The organism is Streptomyces sp. TRM68367 (genome assembly GCF_014495685.1).
GTDB lineage: Bacteria > Actinomycetota > Actinomycetes > Streptomycetales > Streptomycetaceae > Streptomyces.
This window is the reverse complement of record NZ_JACTVI010000042.1, coordinates 46,016-68,287: the sequence shown is the minus strand read 5'-3', so window position 1 is coordinate 68,287 and position 22,272 is coordinate 46,016. Positions and strand designations below refer to the sequence as shown.

Sequence of the window (22,272 nt, the reverse complement as noted above, 5' to 3'; positions counted from 1 at the left end):
CAGTTCACCACCCACGATGCACGCATCAAACTGCGTCACCTTTATCCCAAATATTAGCCGCGACAGTCTACTAGTGCCCCGGCAGGCACTAGGTGTGCTGTCCCGGCGAGCGTCGGCAACGCGGACGGACCCTACCGCGACCGCAGGTCCACGATCCGCCGGATCTTGCCCACCGACCGCTCCAGCGACTCCGGATCGACGATCTCGACCCCGACCGACACACCGATGCCCTCCTTGACGGCCGCCGCGATGGACCGCCCGGCAGCCTCCCGCGCCTCGGGTGTCGCGTCGGGGCGGGCCTCGGCCCGGACGGTCAGCGCGTCCAGGCGGCCCTCGCGGGTGAGCCGCAGCTGGAAGTGCGGCGCGACGCCCGGCGTGCGCAGCACGATCTCCTCGATCTGCGTCGGGAAGAGGTTCACCCCGCGCAGGATCACCATGTCGTCACAGCGGCCGGTGACCTTCTCCAACCGCCGGAACACCCGGGCCGTGCCGGGCAGCAGCCGCGTCAGATCCCGCGTCCGGTACCGGATCACGGGCATCGCCTCCTTGGTGAGCGAGGTGAACACCAGCTCACCCCGCTCGCCCTCCGGCAGCACCTCACCGGTGACCGGGTCGACCACCTCCGGGAAGAAGTGGTCCTCAAACACGTGCAGGCCGTCCTTGGTCTCCACGCACTCCTGGGCCACGCCCGGCCCGATCACCTCCGACAGCCCGTATATGTCGACCGCGTCGATCGCGAACCGCTCCTCGATCTCCTGCCGCATCCGCTCCGTCCACGGCTCCGCCCCGAAGATCCCCAACTGCAGCGAGGTGCCGCGCGGATCGACGCCCTGCCGCTCGAACTCGTCCAGCAGGGTGAGCATGTACGACGGCGTCACCATGATGATCCGCGGCTTGAGGTCCTGGATCAGCCGGACCTGGCGGGCCGTCATGCCGCCGGACGCCGGCACGACCGTACAGCCGAGCCGTTCGGCGCCGTAGTGCGCGCCCAGGCCGCCGGTGAACAGCCCGTACCCGTACGCCACATGCACCATGTCGCCGGGCCGCCCGCCCGCCGCCCGGATCGACCGGGCCACCATGTCCGCCCACATCGACAGATCGCCCTCGGTGTAGCCGACGACCGTGGGCACGCCGGTCGTGCCGCTGGAGGCGTGGACACGCCGGACGCGCTCCCTCGGCACGGCGAACAGGCCGTACGGGTAGTTCGCCCGCAGGTCCGCCTTGGTGGTGAACGGGAACCGGGCCAGGTCGGCGAGCGTACGGCAGTCCTCCGGGCGCACTCCCGCCTTGTCGAAGGACTTCCGGTAGAAGGGCACGTTCTCGTACACGCGCCGCAGCGTGGCCCGCAGCCGCTCCAGCTGCAGCGCCCGCAACGCCTGCGCGCCGAGCCGTTCCCCCGCGTCCAGCAGCTCCGTCGCCTCCGCCATGACGGCTCTCCCTCACCCTCACGCCACTCCGGACGACCGATCATTCGGTCGAGGTTGCTGAGGATCAGTAATCCAGCCGGCCCGTCCTCGGGCAAGACATCGGCCTGCACTTTCTCACCGTGTCGCGCCTGGCCCGTCCTCCGGCCGTCGGCTCCTCTGCCCTCGGCAGAACCCCCGCGCCCGGAGATCCGACGTCCACTACTGTGCCCGGGCATGGACACCGCACCGCGCACCGTCAAGGCGAACGGCATCACCCTCGCCTACCGGGCCTGGGGCCCCGAGGACGCGCCGCCCGTCGTCCTGCTGCACGCCCGCGGTGCCGACGGCGCCGACTGGGCCGGGATTGCCCCGGCGCTCGCCGCCGGACCCCGCCGCGTGTACGCGCCCGACCTGCGCGGGCACGGCCGCAGCGAGTGGCCCGGCGACTACGGCTACGAGACCCTGCGCGACGACGTGCTCGGCTTCCTCGCCGCCCTCGGCATCGACCGTGCCGACCTCGTGGGCCACTCCCTGGGCGGCATCGTCGCCTGCCTGCTCGCCCAGCACAGGCCCGAGGCCCTGCGCCGCCTGGTGCTGGAGGACGTGCCCGCGCCCTTTCCGCTCGATCCGCCGCGGCCGCTCGCCGCACGCCCGGAGGGGCACCTGCCGTACGACTGGGCGATGGTCCTCGCCACCGACGAGCAGCGCAACGCGCCGGATCCCGCCTGGTGGGAGGGCATGCTGCGAATCACGGTGCCCACGCTGCTGATCGGCGGCGGACCCAGCAGTCCCCTCCCGCAGGAGCACATCACCGCCCTGGCCGGGCGCCTGCCCGATGCCCGGCTCGTCAGCGTCGACGCGGGGCACCTCGTGCACGAGGCCCGGCCGCGCGAGTTCCTCGCGGCCGTCGGGCCCTTTCTGGCGGTGTGACGAGAGGGCAGGTGCCCCGCCCGAAGGTCAGCGGGAGCCGCCCTGCGGACCGTACGCCGTCATGAACCGGTCGCGGAACTTGTCCATGCCCCACGTCGGCGCGTCCTTGGCGGGCTTCAGGCCCTCCGTCCAGCCCCAGTCGGTGATCCGGTCCATCACCTTCGGGTCGCGCGCGACGATGGTGACCGGCACGTCCTTGCCGGAGTCGCCGGCGGTGACGGTCGGGACCGGCTGGTGGTCGCCGAGGAAGACGAGGACGGTGTCGTCGTCGCCGTACCGCTCGACCCACTCGGTCAGGCTGTGGATGGAGTACTCGATGGCCTTCCGGTACTCGGTGCGCACCCGCTCCGGGTCCTGCCAGACCTCCTTGGGGTCCGTGCCCTCCTTCTTGATCCGGTGGAACACCGAGCCGTCGCCCAGGTCCTCCCAGTCGATCATGCGCGCCATGGGCGACCACGGGGCGTGACTGGAGGCCAGGATGATCTCCGCCATGATCGGGGCACGGTTCTTCTTGCCGTGCTCCAGGCGCTGGAAGGCCTCCATGCTGAACTGGTCGGGCACGGGCGTCCAGCTGAAGTACGGGCCGTGGTAGCCGAGGTGCTCCGAGTCGTAGATGTGGTCGAGGCCGAAGAACTTGCCCTCCGGCCAGGCCCGCCGCACGCCCGGCACGATGCCGACCGTGCGCCACGCGCCGGACTTGCGGAAGTAGTTGGTGAGCGTCATCCGGTCACTGGTGGTCAGGCTCCGGTACCGCTGCTGGTTCTTGATCCACAGACCGGACAGGAAGGTGGAGTGGGCGAGCCAGCTGCCGGCGCCCGTCACCGGGGACTTCAGCCAGCCGCTGCGCGACTCGAACCCGGCCGCCTTCAGCGACCTGGTGCCGTCCTTGAGGACCGCGTCGATCTGCGGCGCCATCGCCGGGTCGTCGATCGCGACCCGGCCGTAGCTCTCGACGAACGTGAGCAGTACGTCCTTGCCGCGCAGCCCGGCCAGCAGCTGGTCGGGCGGGGTCTTCGCGAACTTGTCGACGGCCGCCTGCTTCTCGAAGACCTGCGCGTCCTTCAGGCCCGCGCGCACCTGCTCCACGCGGTTGCTCAGGAACTCGGCGTTGCCCTTGGTGGCGACGGAGACGCCGGTGACCTGAATGCCCAGCGTGATGCAGGTGATCCACGCGGTGCCCAGGATCAGCGTCGTACGTGCGGCAGTCTGACGGTGCCGGACCATGAGGTTCGTCAGCCGCAGCACCGCCAGCGTCATCAGCACCAGCAGGGCGACGAACAGGACGATCACCCCGACCACGGCGAGCACCTGGGCGGTACGGCCGTACGACTCCCGGACGAAGTCGGTCGCGTCGTTGAGCAGGATCCAGTCCAGGACCAGGTCGAAGGGGCGGGCCAGTACCTGGTAGAACCCCATGTCGACGAACTTCAGCACGGTGAGCAGGCCGAGCCCCACGCCCGTGACGTACGCCATGAGCCGCCGGGACCGCGGCGGCAGCGCGAGCAGCAGCCCCGCGAGCAGGATCCCCTCGGCGGGGAGGCGGAGGAACGCCTCGACGTTGATCTTTTCCAGCCGGTTCGGCACGAGCAGCGCGAACAGCACGAGCGCGGCGGCCAGCACGGTGATGCCGACGGTGACGCCCCGAGCCGTACGGGGGTGGCGGCGCCGCCAGCCGAGCCAGCCGTCGCCCTTGGCGGCGGACGCCTGCGGGGGTTGCGGTTCCTCCTCGGAACCCTCGGAAACTCCTTTTGCCTCTCTGACCTCGGAAGAAGACTCGGCAGCCGCGGAAGTTTCCTCCGCCGTCGTCCCCTCGGCGACCTCCTCCGCCGCAGCGGTGTCACCGTCCGCATCCGCCCCGCTCTCCGTGGAGTCCGGCAACTGGCGAGAGCGAGTGAAGAGGGACACCCGGTGGTCCTTCCGTACGGTCGTGCGATGGCATGGCAAACCCGGCCCCATGACCGAGCCTGCCACCACCAGTACGTCCGTACGTCACCGTCGGTTCAATCGCGCGGCCGGGAAATCACCCCGGGAGATCACCCGTCCGCCGCCACCTCCCGCGCCCACCGGTAGTCCGCCTTGCCGCTCGGCGACCGCTGGATGGCCTCGGCGATCACCAGCTGTCGCGGGACCTTGTATCCGGCCAGACGGGTACGGCAGTGGGTCTGGACGTCGGTCAGCGAGAGCCGCGGCGCGCCCTCGCGCAACTGCACCACGGCCGCCACATGGTGTCCCCACCGCTCGTCCGGCACGCCCGCGACCAGCGCGTCGTACACGTCGGGATGGGACTTGAGCGCCTGCTCGACCTCCTCCGGGTACACCTTCTCGCCCCCGGTGTTGATGCACTGCGAACCGCGGCCGAGGACCGTGACCACGCCGTCCGCGCCGACGGTCGCCATGTCGCCGAGCAGCACCCAGCGCTCGCCGTCCTTCTGGAAGAAGGTCTCCGCCGTTTTCGCCGGGTCGTTGTAGTAGCCGAGCGGCACATGGCCGCACTGGGCGATCTGGCCCACCTCGCCGGCCGCGACGGGCTCGTGCGTGGCCAGGTCCACCACCTGGGTCCGCGCGTGGACGCGGATCCGGAAGCCGCGCTCGGCGCCCGCGTCCTCGGTCGCGGTTCCGTTGAAGCCGGACTCCGAGGAACCGAAGTTGTTCAGCAGCATCGCGTTCGGCACCAGCTCCTGGAACTGCCGCCGCACCGTCTCCGACATGATCGCGCCGGACGACGACACGCTGAACAGTGACGAGCAGTCCGTGCCCTTCATCGGGCCGGTCAGCGCGTCGATCAGCGGCCGCAGCATCGCGTCGCCCACCAGCGAGATGCTGGTGACGCGCTCCCGCTCGACGGTCCGCAGCACCTCCTCGGGCACGAACCTGCGGTGGATCACCACGCACTGCCCGAAGTTGAAGCCGATGAACGCGGTCAGCGTGGACGTGCCGTGCATCAGCGGTGCCGTGGGGAAGAAGGTGATCCCCGCCCCGCCGGCCGCGACCCGCTCGGCCAGCTCCTCCGGCTTGCGCACGGGCTCCCCGGTCGGCGCACCGCCGCCGAGCCCGGCGAAGAACAGGTCCTCCTGGCGCCACATCACGCCCTTGGGCATCCCGGTCGTGCCGCCGGTGTAGATGATGAACTGGTCGTCGGCCGAGCGCGCCGGGAATCCCCGCTCGGGCGACCCCGCCGCCTCGGCCTGCGCGAACCCCACGGCGGGCACCCCGGTCGGCTTCGGAGCCCCCACCCGTAACAGGTGCCGCAGCTGCTTCGCCCGCGGCAGCGCCGCCGCCACCCGGTCCGCGAACTCCGCGTCGAAGACCAGCCCCACCAGATCCGCGTCCCGGTAGAGGTAGACCAGCTCCTCTTCCACGTAGCGGTAGTTGACGTTGACTGGCACGATCCGCGCCTTCAGGCAGCCGAGCACGGTCTGGAGATACTCGATGCCGTTGTAGAGGTGGAGCCCGACATGCTCCCCGGGCCGTATCCCGCTGGCGAGCAGATGGTGGCCGATGCGGTTGGCGGCCGCGTCCAGCTCCGCGTACGTCAGCCGCCGCTCGGCGCCGGTGCCCGGGTGGTCGACGTACACCAGGGCCTCCCGGTCGGGGACGACGTCGACGACCGACTCGAACAGGTCGGCAAGGTTGTACTCCACCGCTCCTCCTGACCTCGGACGGCCCGCTCGCACCGGTTCGCCGGTCATCAGAGCAAAGGGCGCCTCAACTGTGAAGGGTCCGCGCAGAAGAAATCTGACTGTCTGTCAGAAAACACTTGTCCTGTCATCCCGCCTCCTGCAACCTGTTCTCGTTCTGTCAGAGGGGAGACAGCGATGGGTGGGACGGAAAACCACGGGACGGAGCACCTCACCGTGCGGCGCGAGGGCGCCACACTCGTCCTCACGCTCAACCGGCCGGAGGCGAAGAACGCGCTCTCGTTGCCGATGCTCGTCGGCCTGTACGACGGCTGGGTCGAGGCCGACGCGGACGACGCGATCCGCTCGATCGTGTTCACGGGCGCGGGCGGCTCGTTCTGCGCCGGCATGGACCTCAAGGCCCTGTCCGGGAAGGGCATGGAGGGGGAGCACTACCGGCACCGGCTCAAGGCCGACCCGGATCTGCACTGGAAGGCGATGCTGCGCCATCACCGCCCCCGCAAGCCGGTGATCGCCGCCGTCGAGGGGCACTGCGTCGCGGGCGGCACCGAGATGCTCCAGGGCACCGACATCCGCGTCGCCGGGGAGTCGGCCACCTTCGGGCTCTTCGAGGTCAGACGCGGCCTGTTCCCGATCGGCGGATCGACGGTCCGGCTCCAGCGGCAGATCCCGCGCACCCACGCCCTGGAGATGCTGCTCACCGGCCGCCCCTACAGCGCCCGCGAGGCCGCGGACATCGGCCTGATCGGCCACGTCGTCCCCGACGGCACCGCCCTCGACAAGGCCCTGGAGATCGCCGAGCGGATCAACGCCTGCGGCCCGCTCGCCGTCGAGGCCGTCAAGGCCTCCGTGTACGAGAGCGCCGAGATGACCGAGGCCGACGGTCTCGCCGCCGAACTGGGGCGCGGCTGGCCCGTCTTCGACACCGCCGACGCCAAGGAGGGTGCCCGCGCCTTCGCGGAGAAGCGCCCGCCGATCTACAAGCGGGCCTGAGCCCGTCTGCATGCGGGCCTGAGTCCCGACCCACGCGCCTGAGCCCTAACCAGGAGTCCCCGTGCCCGAAGTCCTCACAGCGCCACTCGTCGTCGAGTTCCCCTTCACCCGCTCCCTCGGCCCGGTCCAGAGCGCCTTCCTGACCGGCCTGCGCGAACGCGTCGTCCTCGGCGTGCAGACCGGCGACGGCCGCACCCTCGTCCCGCCCGTCGAGTACGACCCCGTCACCGCCGAGGAGATCCGCGACCTCGGCGGCCTTGTCGAAGTAGCCCCCACCGGCACGGTCACCACCTGGGCGTGGAACCACGCCCCGCGCCGCGGCCAGCCCCTCGACACCCCCTTCGCCTGGGTCCTGGTCCGCCTCGACGGCGCCGACACCGCCCTCCTGCACGCTCTCGACGCCCCCGGCCCCGACGCCGTGCACACCGGCATGCGCGTCCGCATCCGCTGGTCCGCCGAACGCTCCGGCGCCATCACGGACATCGCCTGCTTCGAGCCGTACGACGCTGCAACCGCCGATACCGCCGAACCTGCTGCCCACACCGGTGAGTTCGAGGACCCCGTCACCGGCATCGTCGCCACCGCCCGCCTCGACTACACCTACTCGCCCGGCCGCGCCCAGACCGCCTACATCACCGCGCTCGCCGACCGCCGGATCGTCGGCGAGCGCTGCCCGGTCTGCCGCAAGGTGTACGTCCCGCCCCGCGGCGCCTGCCCCACCTGCGGCGTCGCCACGGCCGAGCAGGTCGAGGTGGGCCCGCGCGGCACGGTCACCACCTTCTGCATCGTCAACATCAAGGCGAAGAACCTGGACATCGAGGTGCCGTACGTCTACGCCCACATCGCCCTCGACGGCGCGGATCTCGCGCTGCACGGCCGGATCGCCGGCATCCCCTACGACCAGGTGCGAATGGGCCTGCGCGTCGAAGCGGTGTGGACGGAGGGAGCCCGCTACCCCGACCACTACCGGCCGACCGGCGAACCCGACGCGGACTACGACACCTACAAGGAGCTGCTGTGACGAGCGCACCAGGGGACCGCGAGATCGCCGTCGTCGCCTTCGCACAGACCGACCACCGGCGCACCAGCTTCGAGCAGTCCGAGGTCGAGATGCTCATGCCGGTCCTGCACGAGGTCCTCGCCCGCACCGGCCTCAAGACCGCCGACATCGACTTCACCTGCTCCGGCTCCAGCGACTACCTCGCCGGCCGCGCCTTCTCCTTCACCCTCGCCCTCGACGGCGTCGGTGCCTGGCCGCCGATCTCCGAGTCGCACGTCGAGATGGACGGCGCCTGGGCCCTGTACGAGGCCTGGACCAAACTGCTCACCGGCGACGCCGAGACCGCGCTGGTCTACTCGTACGGCAAGTCCTCGCCCGGCCCCGTACGGGACGTCCTGACCCGCCAGCTCGACCCGTACTACGTCGCCCCCCTCTGGCCCGACTCGGTCGCCCTGGCCGCCCTCCAGGCGCAGGCCCTCATCGACGCGGGCGAGACCGACGAACCCGCGCTCGCCGCCGTCGCCACCCGCAGCCGGGAGGCGGCGGCCGCCAACTCCCACGCACAACTGCGCGGTTCGGTGCCGCAGGGGGAGTACGTCGTACGGCCCCTGCGCACCGGCGACTGCCCGCCCGTCGGCGACGGGGCCGCCGCCGTGATCCTCGCGGCGGGGGAGCGGGCCCGCGAACTGTGCGGCCGGCCCGCCTGGATCCGCGGCGTCGACCACCGCATCGAGGCCCACGGGCTCGGCGTGCGCGACCTGACCGACTCGCCGTCCGCCCGCTTGGCCGCGGAGAGGTCCGGCGCCTTCGAACGGCCCGTGGACACCGCCGAGTTGCACGCGCCGTTCACCGCCCAGGAGGTCGTCCTGCGCAAGGCGCTGCGGCTCGACGACTCCGTGCGCGTCAACCCCTCCGGGGGCGCGCTCGCCGCCAACCCGATCATGGCCGCCGGGCTCGTCCGCATCGGGGAGGCCGCCGCCCGCATCCACCGCGGCGAGTCCGACCGCGCCCTCGCGCACGCCACGTCCGGACCCTGCCTGCAACAGAACCTGGTCGCCGTACTCGAAGGGGATCCCCGATGAGCAAGGAACCCGTCGCCGTCGTCGGCATCGGCCAGACCAAGCACGTCGCCGCGCGCCGGGACGTGTCGATCGCGGGGCTCGTCCGGGAGGCCGCCGGGCGGGCCCTGAGCGACGCCGAATTGACCTGGGCGGACATCGACGCCGTCGTCATCGGCAAGGCGCCCGACTTCTTCGAGGGCGTCATGATGCCCGAGCTGTACCTCGCCGACGCGCTCGGAGCGGTGGGCAAGCCCATGCTCCGGGTGCACACGGCCGGGTCGGTCGGGGGATCGACGGCCCTCGTCGCCGCCAACCTGGTCGCGGCCCGCGTGCACGGCACCGTCCTGACGCTCGCCTTCGAGAAGCAGTCCGAGTCCAACGCCATGTGGGGACTGTCCCTGCCGATCCCCTTCCAGCAGCCCCTGCTGGCCGGGGCGGGCGGCTTCTTCGCCCCGCACGTGCGCGCGTACATGCGGCGCAGCGGCGCCCCGGACACCGTCGGCGCCCTCGTCGCCTACAAGGACCGGCGCAACGCGCTCAAGAATCCCTACGCGCACCTCCACGAGCAGGACATCACGCTGGAGAAGGTGATGGCCTCGCCGATGCTGTGGGACCCGATCCGCTACTCCGAGACCTGCCCCTCCTCCGACGGCGCCTGCGCCCTGGTCCTCACCGACCGCGCCGGAGCCGCCCGTGCGCCCCGGCCGCCCGCCTGGATGCTCGGCGGCGCGATGCGCAGCGAGCCCACCCTGTTCGCCGGCAAGGACTGCGTGTCACCCAGGGCGGGCCGGGACTGCGCGGCCGACGTGTACCGGCAGGCCGGGATCACCGACCCGCGCCGCGAGATCGACGCCGCCGAGATCTACGTACCGTTCTCCTGGTACGAGCCGATGTGGCTGGAGAACCTCGGCTTCGCCGCCGAGGGCGAGGGCTGGAAGCTCACCGAGTCCGGCGTGACCGAGTTGGACGGAGACCTGCCCGTCAACATGTCCGGCGGCGTGCTGTCCACCAACCCCATCGGCGCCTCCGGCATGATCCGCTTCGCGGAGGCTGCGCTCCAGGTGCGCGGCCAGGCTGGAGAACACCAGGTCACGGGGGCGCGCCGGGTGCTCGGCCACGCCTACGGCGGCGGATCGCAGTTCTTCTCCATGTGGCTCGTGGGCGCCGCGCCACCGGACTCCTGAAAGGCCTCGGCAAAGTCCCACACACGTGGCCTGTCGAGGTCAGGAACCGATCGCTAGGCTGGCCGCGGGACGACGAGATCGGGAGGAGCACGGACGTGGCCGAGAGCACCACCAAGCAGCGCCCGCTCACAGGCTGGGACAAGCCGGAGCTGGACCTCAGCAACGCGCAGTGGCAGTCCAGCAGCCGCGGCCTGGGGGATGTCCAGATCGCCTTTGTGGAGGGGTTCATCGCCATGCGGAACAGTGCCCGCCCGGAGAGCCCATCCCTGATCTTCACCCCCGCAGAGTGGGGCGCTTTCGTGTCCGGGGCTCGGGAAGGGGAGTTCGACCTCACGTAGCGCGAACCGAGCGCGGGGCGGACCGGCGGCGCCTGTTCGTGCCACCCGGCCGATCGGGGCTGTTCCGCCCCGGATTCCGGACACGCGACCGTAGGCGCCTTCCCGGGACCGGCACCTGAGCCAGGCTGGCACCGGGAAGGGCACGGTCCTGTTCCGGAGGTGAGGAACCCATGAGCACCCTGCCGGTCATCGCGGCGGTCGACGGTTCGGACGGCGGTCTGCGTGCCCTGGAATGGGCCCTGGACGCCGCCCGCCGGCGACAGGCGCCGCTACGGGTGGTGCACGTGCGGCAGTACGCCCCCTGGGCGCAGCCCGAGGCGCTGGCGTCCGGTCTGCCGGACCTGGCGGACGACCCGGTCCTCGACCAGGTGCGCGGCCGGCTGAACGGCCGCGCCGGACTGCCGGAGGTGGAATACGTCGGCCTGGAGGGCACGCCCGGTGCGATGCTGCCCGAACTGGGCACCGCCGCCCAGCTGTTGGTGCTCGGCTCACGCGGCCGGGGCGGCTTCGCCGGCCTGCTGCTCGGCTCCAGCGGCATGACCGTCGCCCGCGACGCCGAGTGCCCCGTCGTCGTGGTGCCCCCGCCCGGCCGCGAGGTCCACGCAGCGGCGATCCCCGCCGAGCCCGGTCCCCGGGTGGTCGTGGGCGTGCACGCCGACGGCCCCGACGAAGCCGTACTGGCCTTCGCCTTCACCGAGGCCGCCCTGCGCGACGCCCGCCTCCAGGCCGTCGCCGCCTACGCGTGGCCGGCCCAGACCTGGATGGTCCCCGGCGAACTCGTGCCGCCGCCGCTCGACCAGGACGAGATCGAGGGCCAGACCCGCGCCCTCGCCGAGGGCTTCCTCGCCCAGCACCGCGCACGCCACCCCGGCGTCCGCACCGAGGTCCATGCCGTCGCCGGCGATGCCGCCGGACACCTCGTCGCCGCCTCCCAGGACGCCGACCTGGTCGTCGTCGGCCGCCACCGCCGCCGTCTGCTGGCCCCCGCCCGGATGATGGGCTCCGTGGCCCACGCGGTGCTGATGCACGCGGCGAGCCCTGTGGCGGTGGTGCCGCCCACGCCGCCCGAGGAGTGAGGCGGGGGAGCACCGGCCGTCTGCCCTAACGGATGCGGGTGTCCCTATCCATTAGCCCCATGCACGCCGCCTCCATCACCGGGGATGCCCGGCTCGCCCTGGACCTTGTCCTCACCATCCGGCACGACGGCAACGGCGGTGTCGCCGACGACCTCACCGACCCCGCCGGCCTCACCGCCTGGGTCCGCGCCCGCCCCGGTACTACCCTGCCGGAGGCCGGCCGGTTCGTCGCCGACGACGCGAGCCTCACCGCCGTACGGGAACTGCGTGCCGCCGTCCGTGCCCTCTTCTCGCGCGCCGTGCGCCCCGGTGAGCCGAGCCCCGCCGACGCGGCCCGCCTGCTGCCCGTCCCCGACGCCCTGCGGCGCCTCAACGCGGCCGCCGCCCGGACCCCGACCGTGCCGGTCCTGCACTGGGCCGACGACGCCGAACCCGTCGTACAGCGGCAGCCCGTGCGCGGTGGGGAAGAGCTGACCGCCGCGCTCGCGCAGGCCGTGATCGGCTTCCTCGCGAGCCCGGACCGGGAGCGGCTGCGCGCCTGCCACGCCCCGCGCTGCGTGCGCTACTTCCTGAAGGAGCACCCGCGCCAGGAGTGGTGCAAACCGTCCCGCGGCAACCGGGCCCGCGTGGCCCGCCACCACCAGCGGCACAAGAGGGCGGCCTGAGGCGCGGCCGCCCGGATCAGGTTCCGCCCGCACGCCACGCAGCAGGTCCGGCCACGTACCATGGGCGGCATGTCGTTCCTCCGCCGCCGCAGTGCCACTCCCGCCGGGCCCGACTTCGACGTACTGGCCATGGACCCGGGTGACTGGCCCGGAAACCTGGGGGCCGGCCTGCTGCCCGCCCCCGACGGCAGCTGCCAGGGCGTCTTCCTGCGTTACGACCTGTTCGGCGGCCGCGGTCCGGCGATGATCATCGGCAATCTGCCGGAGGGCTCCCCGGCCCGCGAGGTCCCCGAGGGCCAGGTCCCGTTCGAGGTGGCGCAACTGCTGCTGGCGCTGGAGAACGACGAGGAGGTCACGGTCGTCGGCACGGAGGACGTGCCCGTCATGCAGGGTGACAACCTGCTGATCGTGCGCCGCGTCAAGCTCTCCGAGGGCCGGATCTCCTGCGTGCAGTTCGATCGCAGCGACAACGTCCTGGTGACCATCGCCGCCTGGGACCGCCCCATCACCGACGACCTGTACGCCCTCCTCAAACCGCTGCCCGCGGAGCTGTTCCAGCAGGGCTGACCCCGAGCGCCCCGAGCATTCCGAGCGCGCCAAGCCCTCCGACCACTCTGGGCCGTTCGGGCCCCGGCATGTCTCGTCATGACCCTTGTCGCCTGAGTCATCGGACCACTAGCGTCGAGGGCCATGTCGCATGAGTCGCATGAGATCTCCCGAAGAAGCACGCTGAAAGCTGCCGCGGGCGGGGTGGGCGGCCTTGCCCTGAGTGGCTTGGCGTTGAGCTCCGCAGAGGCGGCCGCGGTGGAGTCATCCGATGTGTCACGTATCAGCGGCCGGGACGCCTCGGTCCTCTGGTACACCGCCCCGGCCACCGACTGGGAGCGCGAGGCCCTGCCCATCGGCAACGGCGCACTGGGCGCCATGGTGTTCGGCGGCCTCGCCTCCGAGCGGCTGCAGTTCAACGAGAAGACCCTGTGGACCGGTGGGCCCGGTTCCGCTCAGGGCTACGACTTCGGCAACTGGCGCGCACCCCGCCCCGGCGCCCTCACCGCCGTCCAGGACGACCTCGACGCCCGGACCCGGCTCGACCCCGACGACGTCGCCGCCCGGCTCGGCCAGCCGAAGGCCGGATTCGGCGCCTACCAGACCTTCGGCGACCTGTACCTCGACTTCCCCGACGCCCCGGCCGCGGACCCCGGCACGTACCGCCGCGCACTCGACCTCGACAACGCCGTCGCCTCGGTCGTCTTCACCCATCAACAGGTCCGCCACCAACGGGACTTCTTCGCCTCCTACCCCGACGGAGTGATCGTCGGACGCATCGCCGCCGGCCAACCGGGCCGCGTCACCTTCACCCTGCGCCACACCTCACCGCGCAGCGACTTCACGGCGAGCGCGGCGGACGGCGGGCTCACCGTGCGGGGCGCCCTGAAGGACAACGGCCTGCGCTTCGAGGCCCAGATCCGCGTCCGTAGCAAGGGTGGCACCGTCACCTCGAACCAAGACGGCACGATCACCGTCACGGGGGCCGACAGCGCCTGGTTCGTCCTGGCCGCCGGCACGGACTACGCCGACACCTACCCCGAGTACCGCGGCCCTGACCCGCACGCCGCCGTCACCCGCGCCGTCGCCCGGGCGGGCAACCGCTACGAGTCCCTGCTGTTGCGCCACCTCCGCGACCACCGCGCCCTCTTCCACCGCGTCGCCCTCGACATCGGCCAGACCCTCCCACCGGACCTCCCCACCGACCGCCTCCTCGCCGGTTACACGGGCGGCGAGACCCCGACGGACCGCGCCCTGGAAGCGCTCTTCTTCCAGTACGGTCGCTACCTGCTCATCGCCTCCTCCCGACCCGGCTCCCTGCCCGCCAACCTCCAGGGCGTCTGGAACCACAGCACCACGCCCCCGTGGTCCTCCGACTACCACGTCAACATCAACCTGCAGATGAACTACTGGCTCGCCGAGGCCGCCAACCTGGCCGAGACGACGGCCCCGTACGACCGCTTCGTCGAGTCCCTGCGCGCGCCGGGCCGCCGTACGGCGAAGGAGATGTTCGGCTCACGCGGCTGGGTCGTGCACAACGAGACCAACCCGTACGGCTTCACCGGCGTGCACGACTGGGCGACCGCGTTCTGGTTCCCGGAGGCGGCGGCCTGGCTCACCCAGCAGCTCTACGAGCACTACCTCTTCGGCGGCTCCACCGACTACCTGCGCACCACCGCCTACCCGGTGCTGAAGGAGGCCGCCGAGTTCTGGCTCGCCAACCTGCGCACCGACCCGCGCGACGGGACCCTGGTCGTCACGCCCAGCTACTCGCCCGAGCACGGCGACTTCACCGCGGGCGCGGCCATGTCCCAGCAGATCGTGCACGACCTGTTCACCAACACCCTGGACGCGGCCCGCGTCCTGGGCGACTCCCCGGCGTTCCGCACCCAACTCCAGCAGGCGCTGGACCGGCTGGACCCCGGCCTGCGCATCGGCTCCTGGGGCCAGCTCCAGGAGTGGAAGGCGGACCTGGACGACCCGGCCGACACCCACCGGCACGTCTCCCACCTGTTCGCCCTGCACCCCGGACGGCAGATCCGGCCCGGCAGCACCTGGGCCGAAGCCGCGAAGGTCTCCCTCACCGCGCGCGGCGACGGCGGCACCGGCTGGTCCAAGGCCTGGAAGATCAACTTCTGGGCGCGGCTGCGCGACGGCGACCACGCGCACAAGATGCTCGGCGAACAGCTCAAGTCCTCGACGCTGCCGAACCTGTGGGACACCCATCCGCCGTTCCAGATCGACGGCAACTTCGGCGCGACGTCCGGAATCGTGGAGATGCTCCTGCAGAGCCAGCACGACGTCGTCGAGGTGCTGCCCGCCCTCCCCACCGCCTGGCAGACCGGCTCGGTCCGCGGCCTGCGCGCCCGCGGCGGCGCCACCGTCGACATCGACTGGGCCGAGGGGCGCGCCACCCGCATCGCGCTCCACCCCGCCCGGACCCGCGAACTCACCGTCCGCAGCGACTTGTTGAAGGACGGCGAGGTGACCTTCAGGGCGGTCGCCGGGAAGCGGTACGTCTGGCACTGACGCGCGAGGGCCGGGCCCCGCACGGGACCCGGCCCTTCCGTCGGCGATGACTACGGCTACTCGGACATCACCCGAACGTCCGCGGCCCGTACGAACCCCACCCGGTGCCCGAACTGGATCTCGTAGTACAGGTCCTTGCCGACCACCACCTTGTGCGAGGCCTCGTCGAAGGTCACCGCGTAGTAGTACTCGCCGGGCACCTTGTCACCGGCCACGTACTTCTGCCCGGCCGGAAGCCGGTACGGCAGCGCAGACACCGACTGCGCGGGCACGCCCGCCGGGTAGGCCTCCTTCTCCGGGTACGCCCGCCCGTACACCGGAACGCTCGCAAGGCCCTTCTTGGGCGTCACCACGAGACCCGACGCGGGCACCGCCGTCGGCTGTGCCTTCGGGTTCCTGAACCAGGCCTTCTGCCCCAGGTACCAGATGGCCGTCCAGTCGCCCCAGCGGCCGGCGACCGCGTACTGCTGGCCGGTGGACACCCGCGAGGACAGGTCGTTGACCCCCGTCGTCGGCTCCGTGCCCAGGCCGGTGTCCTTGATCAGGGCGGACTCCTCGTCGTGGTCGGAGTGGAGCCGCACCGCGCTCGACCCGTGCACCGCGCAGGGCTGTCCCTTCGCCGTGCAGTCCGTGTACTCCGGCCGGTTCGTGCCGTAGCCGGGCCGGATCGTCACCATGCCGCTGTTCGTGCCTGCCGTCGGCTCGAAGGGGCGGCCCAGCAGCGCGAAGTAGTGCCGCCAGTCCCAGTACGGGCCGGGGTCGGTGTGCATCCCGGCGATGGCTGAGGTGGTCGGGCCCGGCACGTTGTCGTGGCCCAGGATGTGCTGCCGGTCCAGCGGGATGCCGTACTTCGCCGCGAGGTACTTCACCAGGCGCGCCGACGAGCGGTACATCGCCTCCGTGTACCAGGCGTCCGGACTGGCCAGGAACCCCTCGTGCTCCAGGCCGACCGACCCGGCGTTGACGTACCAGTTGCCCGCATGCCAGCCCACGTTCTCAGCCTTCACGTGCTGGGCGATGTGGCCGTCCGTGGAGCGCAGCGTGTAGTGCCAGGACACGTAGGCCGGGTCCTGCACCAGGTTGAGCACGCCGTCCCAGGCGCCCTCCGTGTCGTGGACGACGATGTACCGGATGCGCTGGGACGCGGGACGGTCGGCCAGGTCGTGGTTGCCGTAGTCGTCGTCGCCAAACCGCTCGTACGGCGCCGGGAGCCACTCGCAGGACACCGTCCGCGGGCACTCGGTGCCGGCGGCGGAGAGCGTGCGCAGGCCCGTGCGCCGCAGCTGGGCCGTCTCCGGGGCGAGCCTCGGCTGCGCGGCCAGGGCGATGCGCTGGCCGGCGTCCGTGGTGCGTTCCGCGCCGGTGCGGAGGGTGTCGTACACGTCGTTCGCGTACGCCGCCGCCGTCGCGGTGTCGTCGGCACCCGAGAAGCGGGCCACTGCCCCGTACCAGTCCGCCGGATCCTCGCTCAGCGGCTCGCCCAGCTGCTTCTGCGCGGCGGCCAGCAGCGCGGCGCCGCCCGCCACGTTGGCGGCCGGGTCATCACGCAGCTTCCGCGGGCTCCGGCCGGTCAGCTCGGCAGCCTTCGGCAGTGTCCGCAGGCGGGCCGGGAGATCGGTGGCCTCCGGGGCCTTCGCGTCGGGGTGCAGCGCCGGGCGGGCGGTGTCGCCGCGCGGGTCCTCCGCGCCCTCGCTGTGGTGCGGTGCCCCGGCCAGCGCGGTGCGGGCGTCCGTCAGGTGCATCGGGCCGTAGCCGCCGGTCACGCTCGGCGCGCCGGCGTGCGCGTCCCAGCGGGACTGGAGGTAGGAGACGCCCAGCAGCACGCTCTGCGGGACGTGATACTCCGAGGCGGCCGAGGCGAACGCCAGCTGAAGGCGGTCCGCGGAGTGCTGCGCCTCGGACGGAGCGGCGCCGAGCAGCGGCAGCAGCAGTGTCGCACCGGCCAGGGCGCCGGCCGCCCTGCGGATGCGTCTGCGACCGGGCGAGGGATGCGAGGCGGTGACGGGCAAGGCGGCCTCCTGGGACAGTCGGGCGGAGCGTGCCGTGCGGGGCCGGGCGTGGGTCTGTGGTACCGGCTTGCCGACGATCCGTCAATCCTGCCCAGCAGGAGGCGACTTCCCTTGTCATCAGCGGGTTCGGCACGTCGGTGGCGTACACCAATGGCCGTGCTGTCCGCCCGTACGACGGCCCGTGATCCGCCGGTACGACGGGCACGTGTCCGTTCGTACGAGCGGCCCGCGGCGCGCCCCTGTCCTGGCGCACTGCGGACCGCTGTCCCCGTCAGCGAGTGCCGACCGCCGCGCGCACGGCCCGTCGGACCTGCTGGCAGTCGTCGTGCAGCCGCCTCAGCAGCAGCCGCTGTTCCTCGCCGGACGGCGCAGCACCAGGGTGGGCCGTTCCCGGTGCCGCCGGGGCCACGTCGTGCATCGAGCGCTGCACGGCCGTCTCGTACGTACGGATCTCACGGGTCAGGACCAGCATCAGGTTCACCAGGAACCCGTCCCGTGACGCCGGCCCCGCCGACTGCGCGAGCTGGCTGATCTGCCGCCGGGCCACCGGTGCGTCCCCGAGCACCGACCACAGCGTCGCCAGGTCGTAGCCCGGCAGGTACCAGCCCGCATGCTCCCAGTCCACCAGCACTGGACCGGCCGGTGACAGGAGAATGTTGGACAGCAGTGCCTCGCCGTGGCAGAACTGGCCCATGCCGTGCCGCCCGGCCGCTTGCGCGATGCCGTGCAGCAGCTTCTGCAGATCGCCCAGGTCCCGGTCGGTGAGCAGGCCAAGCTCGTGGCACCGGGAGATGCGCGCCGCGTACTTCAGCGGGGCGTCGAAGGTGCCCGCCGGCGGCCGCCAGGCGTTCAGCCGGCAGATCGCGCCGAGTGCCGCCCTGATGTCCGCCCGCGGCGGCGCCTCCGCCGGGTGCCGCCGCAGTGCCGCCACCCGCCCGGGCATCCGCTCGATGACGAGCGTGCAGTTGTCCGGATCCGCCGCGATCAGTCTCGGCACCCGCACCGGAGGGCGGTGCCGGACGAACGCGCGGTATGCCTCTATCTCGTGCCGGATCCGCTCGGCCCAGGCGGGGGAGTGGTCCAGTAAACACTTGGCGACGGCCGTGCTGCGACCGGTCGTGCCGACCAGCAGCACGGACCGCCCGCTGCGGCGCAGCACCTGCACCGGAGCGAACTCCGGGCAGATCCGGTGCACGGACGCGATCGCCGTGCGCAGCTGGGCGCCCTGAGGGCCGGACAAGTCGAGTCTCCCGCTGAGCGGTTGCGTGCCGGGCCCCGCGGCGAGCCGCGTCCTGCCCGCGCCGGGCACGGGGGCCGCCCCGCGCGCGGGGGCGAGATAGGGGCCGCTGCCCGCCGGGCGGGGATGCAGCGACCGGGGCGGGGCGGACACGGAGGACGATGCTGCGTACATGGGCGAAACAGATCCCTTCGTGTGCCTGCTGTTCCTGCTGTGCCCTCCTTCGGGGAGGACCTGTGCACTCCTCGGGGAGGCCACGGAGAAGTCATCGCTCAACCCGGCCCGGTCCCACGGAAACACCCTGGGGAATGTCCCTGCGGCGACCGGGTCGGGGTGGCGCGTTCCTACCTGACACCCGATGGGTCGTGGCACACCATCTGGCGCAGCCTGGCGAACCCTGGCGAATAGTCGCCCGGCAACTCTCACCGGGCTACTGTCAAGTCAGCCGAGAACCTGGGGGCTTGATGTGAGCGGACAACCCAACACCCGGCTCGCGGACCTGTTCGGCCTGGCCGGCTGGTCCAAGGGCGAACTCGCGAGACTGGTCAACCGGCGGGCGGCGGCCATGGGTCACCCCCAGCTGGCGACCGACACCTCCCGGGTGCGGCGGTGGATCGACATGGGGGAGTTACCCCGCGATCCGGTGCCGCGGGTGCTGGCGGCTCTGTTCACCGAGCGTCTCGGCCGTGTCGTGACCATCGAGGACCTCGGTCTGGTCCGGCACGGGCGTGCGGGGAAACGGCAGGGCGGCGGGAGTGTGGACCATCCCGACGGAGTGCCGTGGGCGCCCGAACGGACCGCCGAGGTCCTCACCGAATTCACGGGAATGGACCTCATGCTCAACCGACGCGGCTTGGTGGGCGCGGGCGCCGCGCTCGCCGCGGGATCCGCACTCAGCAGCGCCATGCACGACTGGCTGCACACCGACCCTGCCCTGGCTGCCGACGCTCCCGACTTCGACAATCACCTGCACGCCGACCCCGCTGGGTTCGACCGCTACGAGGCCGCCCCCATCGGGTCGCAGGAGATCGAGGAACTGGAGCGCTCGGTCGAGGTGTTCCGCGCCTGGGACGCCGCCCGCGGCGGCGGGCTCCAGCGCAAGGCGGTGGTGGGCCAGCTCAACGAAGTGGGCGGCATGCTCGCCTACCGTCACCCACCCCACCTCCAGCGGCGCCTGTGGGGCGTCGCCGCCAACCTCGCCGTCCTCGCCGGCTGGATGTCCCACGACGTCGGCCTCGAACCCACGGCCCAGAAGTACTTCGTCATCGCCGCCCACGCGGCCCGCGAGGGCGGCGACCGGCCCCGCGCCGGCGAGGCGCTGTCCCGGGCGGCCCGCCAGATGGTGCACCTGGGCCGGCCCGACGACGCGCTCGACCTGATGAAGCTCGCCAAGTCCGGCGTCGGCGAGGAAGTGCTGCCGCGTACCCGGGCGATGCTCTTCACCATCGAGGCCTGGGCGCAGGCCTCCATGGGCAGGAGTCAGGCGATGCGCCGCACCCTGGGCCGGGCGGAGGACCTCTTCGTCGCCGACAAGGGTGACGTGCCCCCGCCGGACTGGATGCAACTGTTCACGGAGGAGGACCTGTACGGCATGCAGGCCCTGGCCTACCGCACGCTGGCGGAGTTCGAGCCCACCGCGGCCGCGCACGCCCAGCACTACGCGGACAAGGCTCTGTCCCTGCGGACCGACGCCCGGCAGCGGTCGAAGATCTTCGACTACCTGTCGATGGCCTCCGCCTGCTTCATCGCGGACGACCCCGAACAGGCGGACCGCTACGCGCGGCTGGCCCTGGTGTCGATGGGCTCCAACTCCTCCCACCGCACCTGGGACCGGCTGCGCCAGATGTACCGGCTCACGGCGGAGTACGCCGACTACCCGAAGATCAACGAGCTGCGGGAGGAGATCAAGGTGGCGCTGCCGAAGGCGAGGGGCCGGACCGGGAACAGCGCCCAGGCATAACGCGAGCAGCAGGCACGCCCGGGAACGCACGGGCACAGGGGGGACTGTGCCGCCGTCCGCCGCGGTGCCTGCAACGTCACCACTATCCCTACGATGTCACCCTGGCGATGAGCACACAGGCGTCGTCCTCCCGCTCGGTCTCGCCGAACTCCTCCACGACCGCCCGCACGCAGTCCTGTGCGGTGCTCGCGCCGGCCAGACGCGGGGCCAGGTCCAGGAGGCGGTTCACGGCCGCCGTTCCTCCCCCACGCTCGGCTTCGCTCGCGCGGGGGGAGCCCCACTGCCGTGGCACCAGTCCGTCGGTGTGGAAGAGCAGCAGGTCGCCCACTTCGAGGGTCACCTCGGCCTCTCCGTAGGTGGCGCCCGAGGTCGCGCCGAGCAGGACGCCGTGCGGCGCGTCCAGCCTGTGCCCCGTCCCGTCGCGGAACAGCAGCGGGACGGGGTGTCCGGCCTGCGCCCACACCAGCGAGCGGGTCTCGGGCCGGTAGCGGCAGCACACGGCGCTGCCGAGGGCCGGCTCCACGGTGGCGTCGAGTAACTGGTTGAGCCACCCCATCAGCCGGCCGGGCCCGGCGCCCGCCATCGCCATGCCGCGTACGGCACCCAGCAGCATCGCCATGCCCGACGTCACGGCGGGGCCGTGCCCGGTCAGGTCGCCGATGCTGAGCAGGGTCTCGCCGCCGGGCAACTCGAGCGCGTCGTACCAGTCGCCGCCGATCAGCGCCGCCGTCGACGACGGCAGATAGCGGGCGGCGAGGTCCAGGCTGCGGCTGCCGTGGCGCGGGAGCCGCAGGGAACCGCGCCACGGCGGCAGCACGGCTTCCTGCAGCTCGACCGCGAGCCGGTGCTCGGTCTGCGCGAGCTGCCGGTGGCGCTGGAGCGAGTCGCGGGTCTCGCTCACCGCGCGCTGGCTGCGGCGCAGCTCGCTGACGTCGCGGAGCACCGCCCACATGGAGGCGGTGCTGCCGTCGGCGTCGAGCACCGGTTCGCCCATCATGTGCACGGTCCGTACCTCGCCGTCCGGACGCACGATGCGGAACTCGCCGTCGATGGGCCGGGCGTCCACGAGACAGTCCGTGACCATCGCCGTCAGCTTCGGCCGGTCCTCGTGGAGCACCAGGGACGGCAGTTCGTCGAGGGTGAGCGGGGGAGCGGCGGGGTCGCGGCCGAGGATCCGGTAGAGCTCCCCGGACCAGTCGGCCTCGTCCGTCAGCAGGTTCCACTCCGCGCTGCCGACCCGGCTGAGCAGCGAGCCGTCGCGGGGCGGGGATGGTGGGGCGGGGACGGCGGGTGACGGCCCGGCCGTCTCGGCGGGTGGGGCGTCGGAGGCGGGCAGCGGGCCGTCCCGCAGCTGGGCCAAGTGGGCGTCGAGGTCGTTGAGTTGATGCAGAGCCAGGTCGTACAGCGCGCGCTGCCAGCGTCCCTGCGGGTCGGATCCGTCGCCCTGCGCGTCCCGCCGGATGGCGTTCACGTCGCCCTTGAGTCGCCGTGTCTTGGAGATCAGGGCGTCGACCGAGCCGGGTCCTGGCGGTTGCGCGGCGGGGCGGTCCGCGGAGAGGTGGGACGGCATGACGCACTCCGGTGGAGGGGGACGGTACGACCAAGGCGGATCGGGAGGGACCGTTACGACTGTTGCACAGCCCGCGACGCCCTGTAAGGGATTTGGCAACACACGATAGGGTGGTGCTGTTGGCATATGC

Annotated in this window: 17 protein-coding genes; 11 read left to right on the top strand and 6 right to left on the bottom strand. The window is 72.1% G+C overall.

What is annotated here, in order from left to right:
- Positions 1 to 131 precede the first annotated feature (131 nt).
- A complete protein-coding gene (gene paaK / locus H8R17_RS25120) occupies positions 132 to 1,427 on the bottom strand; it encodes a phenylacetate--CoA ligase PaaK (protein WP_187825470.1) in 1,296 nt (431 codons plus the stop codon).
- 213 nt (positions 1,428 to 1,640) lie between these two features.
- Here paaK and H8R17_RS25115 point away from each other — a divergent pair, with 213 nt between their 5' ends.
- Positions 1,641 to 2,336 carry an alpha/beta fold hydrolase gene (locus H8R17_RS25115; protein ID WP_187825469.1) on the top strand — a complete coding sequence of 232 codons (696 nt, stop codon included), beginning with the start codon at positions 1,641 to 1,643 and terminating at the stop codon, positions 2,334 to 2,336.
- Between the two features lie 27 nt (positions 2,337 to 2,363).
- Here the strand turns inward: H8R17_RS25115 and H8R17_RS25110 are convergent, their stop codons facing one another.
- Both H8R17_RS25110 and H8R17_RS25105 read right to left on the bottom strand, forming a co-directional pair.
- Entirely contained in the window at positions 2,364 to 4,241 is a 1,878-nt protein-coding gene (locus H8R17_RS25110) for a sulfatase (RefSeq protein ID WP_187825468.1), read from the bottom strand.
- Between the two features lie 128 nt (positions 4,242 to 4,369).
- Entirely contained in the window at positions 4,370 to 5,977 is a 1,608-nt protein-coding gene (locus H8R17_RS25105) for an acyl-CoA synthetase (RefSeq protein WP_187825467.1), read from the bottom strand.
- A gap of 174 nt (positions 5,978 to 6,151) precedes the next feature.
- On the opposite strand from H8R17_RS25105, the gene H8R17_RS25100 reads away from it, so the two are divergent.
- The 9 genes from H8R17_RS25100 to H8R17_RS25060 all read left to right on the top strand — a co-directional run bounded on the left by H8R17_RS25100 (position 6,152) and on the right by H8R17_RS25060 (position 15,366).
- The gene (locus H8R17_RS25100) at positions 6,152 to 6,967 is read left to right on the top strand and encodes a crotonase/enoyl-CoA hydratase family protein (RefSeq protein WP_187825466.1); all 816 of its coding nucleotides are present in this window, start codon (positions 6,152 to 6,154) and stop codon (positions 6,965 to 6,967) included.
- A gap of 61 nt (positions 6,968 to 7,028) precedes the next feature.
- Entirely contained in the window at positions 7,029 to 7,988 is a 960-nt protein-coding gene (locus tag H8R17_RS25095; protein ID WP_187825465.1) for a Zn-ribbon domain-containing OB-fold protein, read from the top strand.
- Positions 7,985 to 9,049 carry a thiolase domain-containing protein gene (locus H8R17_RS25090; RefSeq protein WP_187825464.1) on the top strand — a complete coding sequence of 355 codons (1,065 nt, stop codon included), beginning with the start codon at positions 7,985 to 7,987 and terminating at the stop codon, positions 9,047 to 9,049. Before H8R17_RS25095 ends, H8R17_RS25090 begins: the two co-directional genes overlap by 4 nt.
- The gene (locus H8R17_RS25085; RefSeq protein ID WP_187825463.1) at positions 9,046 to 10,212 is read left to right on the top strand and encodes a thiolase domain-containing protein; all 1,167 of its coding nucleotides are present in this window, start codon (positions 9,046 to 9,048) and stop codon (positions 10,210 to 10,212) included. Before H8R17_RS25090 ends, H8R17_RS25085 begins: the two co-directional genes overlap by 4 nt.
- A gap of 95 nt (positions 10,213 to 10,307) precedes the next feature.
- Complete coding sequence (locus tag H8R17_RS25080) at positions 10,308 to 10,550, top strand: DUF397 domain-containing protein (RefSeq protein WP_187825462.1); 243 nt, start codon at positions 10,308 to 10,310, stop codon at positions 10,548 to 10,550.
- Between the two features lie 170 nt (positions 10,551 to 10,720).
- Positions 10,721 to 11,626: a universal stress protein gene (locus H8R17_RS25075; protein ID WP_187825461.1), complete on the top strand. Its 906-nt coding sequence runs from the start codon at positions 10,721 to 10,723 to the stop codon at positions 11,624 to 11,626.
- Positions 11,627 to 11,685: 59 nt separating this feature from the next.
- Positions 11,686 to 12,291, top strand: a complete 606-nt coding sequence (locus tag H8R17_RS25070) for an ABATE domain-containing protein (protein WP_187825460.1) — start codon at positions 11,686 to 11,688, stop codon at positions 12,289 to 12,291.
- A gap of 69 nt (positions 12,292 to 12,360) precedes the next feature.
- Positions 12,361 to 12,858 (top strand): hypothetical protein, encoded by a 498-nt coding sequence (locus H8R17_RS25065; protein WP_187825459.1) that lies wholly within the window; start codon positions 12,361 to 12,363, stop codon positions 12,856 to 12,858.
- Between the two features lie 162 nt (positions 12,859 to 13,020).
- A complete protein-coding gene (locus H8R17_RS25060; protein WP_399477229.1) occupies positions 13,021 to 15,366 on the top strand; it encodes a glycosyl hydrolase family 95 catalytic domain-containing protein in 2,346 nt (781 codons plus the stop codon).
- Positions 15,367 to 15,422: 56 nt separating this feature from the next.
- On the opposite strand, the gene H8R17_RS25055 is transcribed toward H8R17_RS25060, so the two are convergent.
- Positions 15,423 to 17,375 carry an N-acetylmuramoyl-L-alanine amidase gene (locus tag H8R17_RS25055; protein ID WP_187825457.1) on the bottom strand — a complete coding sequence of 651 codons (1,953 nt, stop codon included), beginning with the start codon at positions 17,373 to 17,375 and terminating at the stop codon, positions 15,423 to 15,425.
- Positions 17,376 to 17,646: 271 nt separating this feature from the next.
- Positions 17,647 to 18,786 (bottom strand): aminoglycoside phosphotransferase family protein, encoded by a 1,140-nt coding sequence (locus tag H8R17_RS25050; RefSeq protein ID WP_187825456.1) that lies wholly within the window; start codon positions 18,784 to 18,786, stop codon positions 17,647 to 17,649.
- Positions 18,787 to 19,078: 292 nt separating this feature from the next.
- Between H8R17_RS25050 and H8R17_RS25045 the strand changes: the two genes are divergently transcribed.
- On the top strand, positions 19,079 to 20,572 hold the full coding sequence (locus H8R17_RS25045) for a hypothetical protein (RefSeq protein ID WP_187825455.1): 1,494 nt from the start codon (positions 19,079 to 19,081) through the stop codon (positions 20,570 to 20,572).
- A gap of 88 nt (positions 20,573 to 20,660) precedes the next feature.
- Here H8R17_RS25045 and H8R17_RS25040 read toward each other — a convergent pair whose 3' ends face one another.
- Entirely contained in the window at positions 20,661 to 22,142 is a 1,482-nt protein-coding gene (locus H8R17_RS25040; protein ID WP_187825454.1) for a PP2C family protein-serine/threonine phosphatase, read from the bottom strand.
- Positions 22,143 to 22,272: the final 130 nt, after the last annotated feature.

Excerpts from the sequence above, each read along its gene's own strand:
- paaK (WP_187825470.1), bottom strand. The coding sequence starts at position 1,427 with ATGGCGGAGGCGACGGAGCTGCTGGACGCGGGGGAACGGCTCGGCGCG.
- H8R17_RS25115 (WP_187825469.1), top strand. The coding sequence starts at position 1,641 with ATGGACACCGCACCGCGCACCGTCAAGGCGAACGGCATCACCCTCGCC.
- H8R17_RS25040 (WP_187825454.1), bottom strand. The coding sequence starts at position 22,142 with ATGCCGTCCCACCTCTCCGCGGACCGCCCCGCCGCGCAACCGCCAGGA.
- H8R17_RS25065 (WP_187825459.1), top strand. The coding sequence starts at position 12,361 with ATGTCGTTCCTCCGCCGCCGCAGTGCCACTCCCGCCGGGCCCGACTTC.
- H8R17_RS25100 (WP_187825466.1), top strand. The coding sequence starts at position 6,152 with ATGGGTGGGACGGAAAACCACGGGACGGAGCACCTCACCGTGCGGCGC.
- H8R17_RS25085 (WP_187825463.1), top strand. The coding sequence starts at position 9,046 with ATGAGCAAGGAACCCGTCGCCGTCGTCGGCATCGGCCAGACCAAGCAC.
- H8R17_RS25075 (WP_187825461.1), top strand. The coding sequence starts at position 10,721 with ATGAGCACCCTGCCGGTCATCGCGGCGGTCGACGGTTCGGACGGCGGT.
- H8R17_RS25050 (WP_187825456.1), bottom strand. The coding sequence starts at position 18,786 with ATGTACGCAGCATCGTCCTCCGTGTCCGCCCCGCCCCGGTCGCTGCAT.
- H8R17_RS25070 (WP_187825460.1), top strand. The coding sequence starts at position 11,686 with ATGCACGCCGCCTCCATCACCGGGGATGCCCGGCTCGCCCTGGACCTT.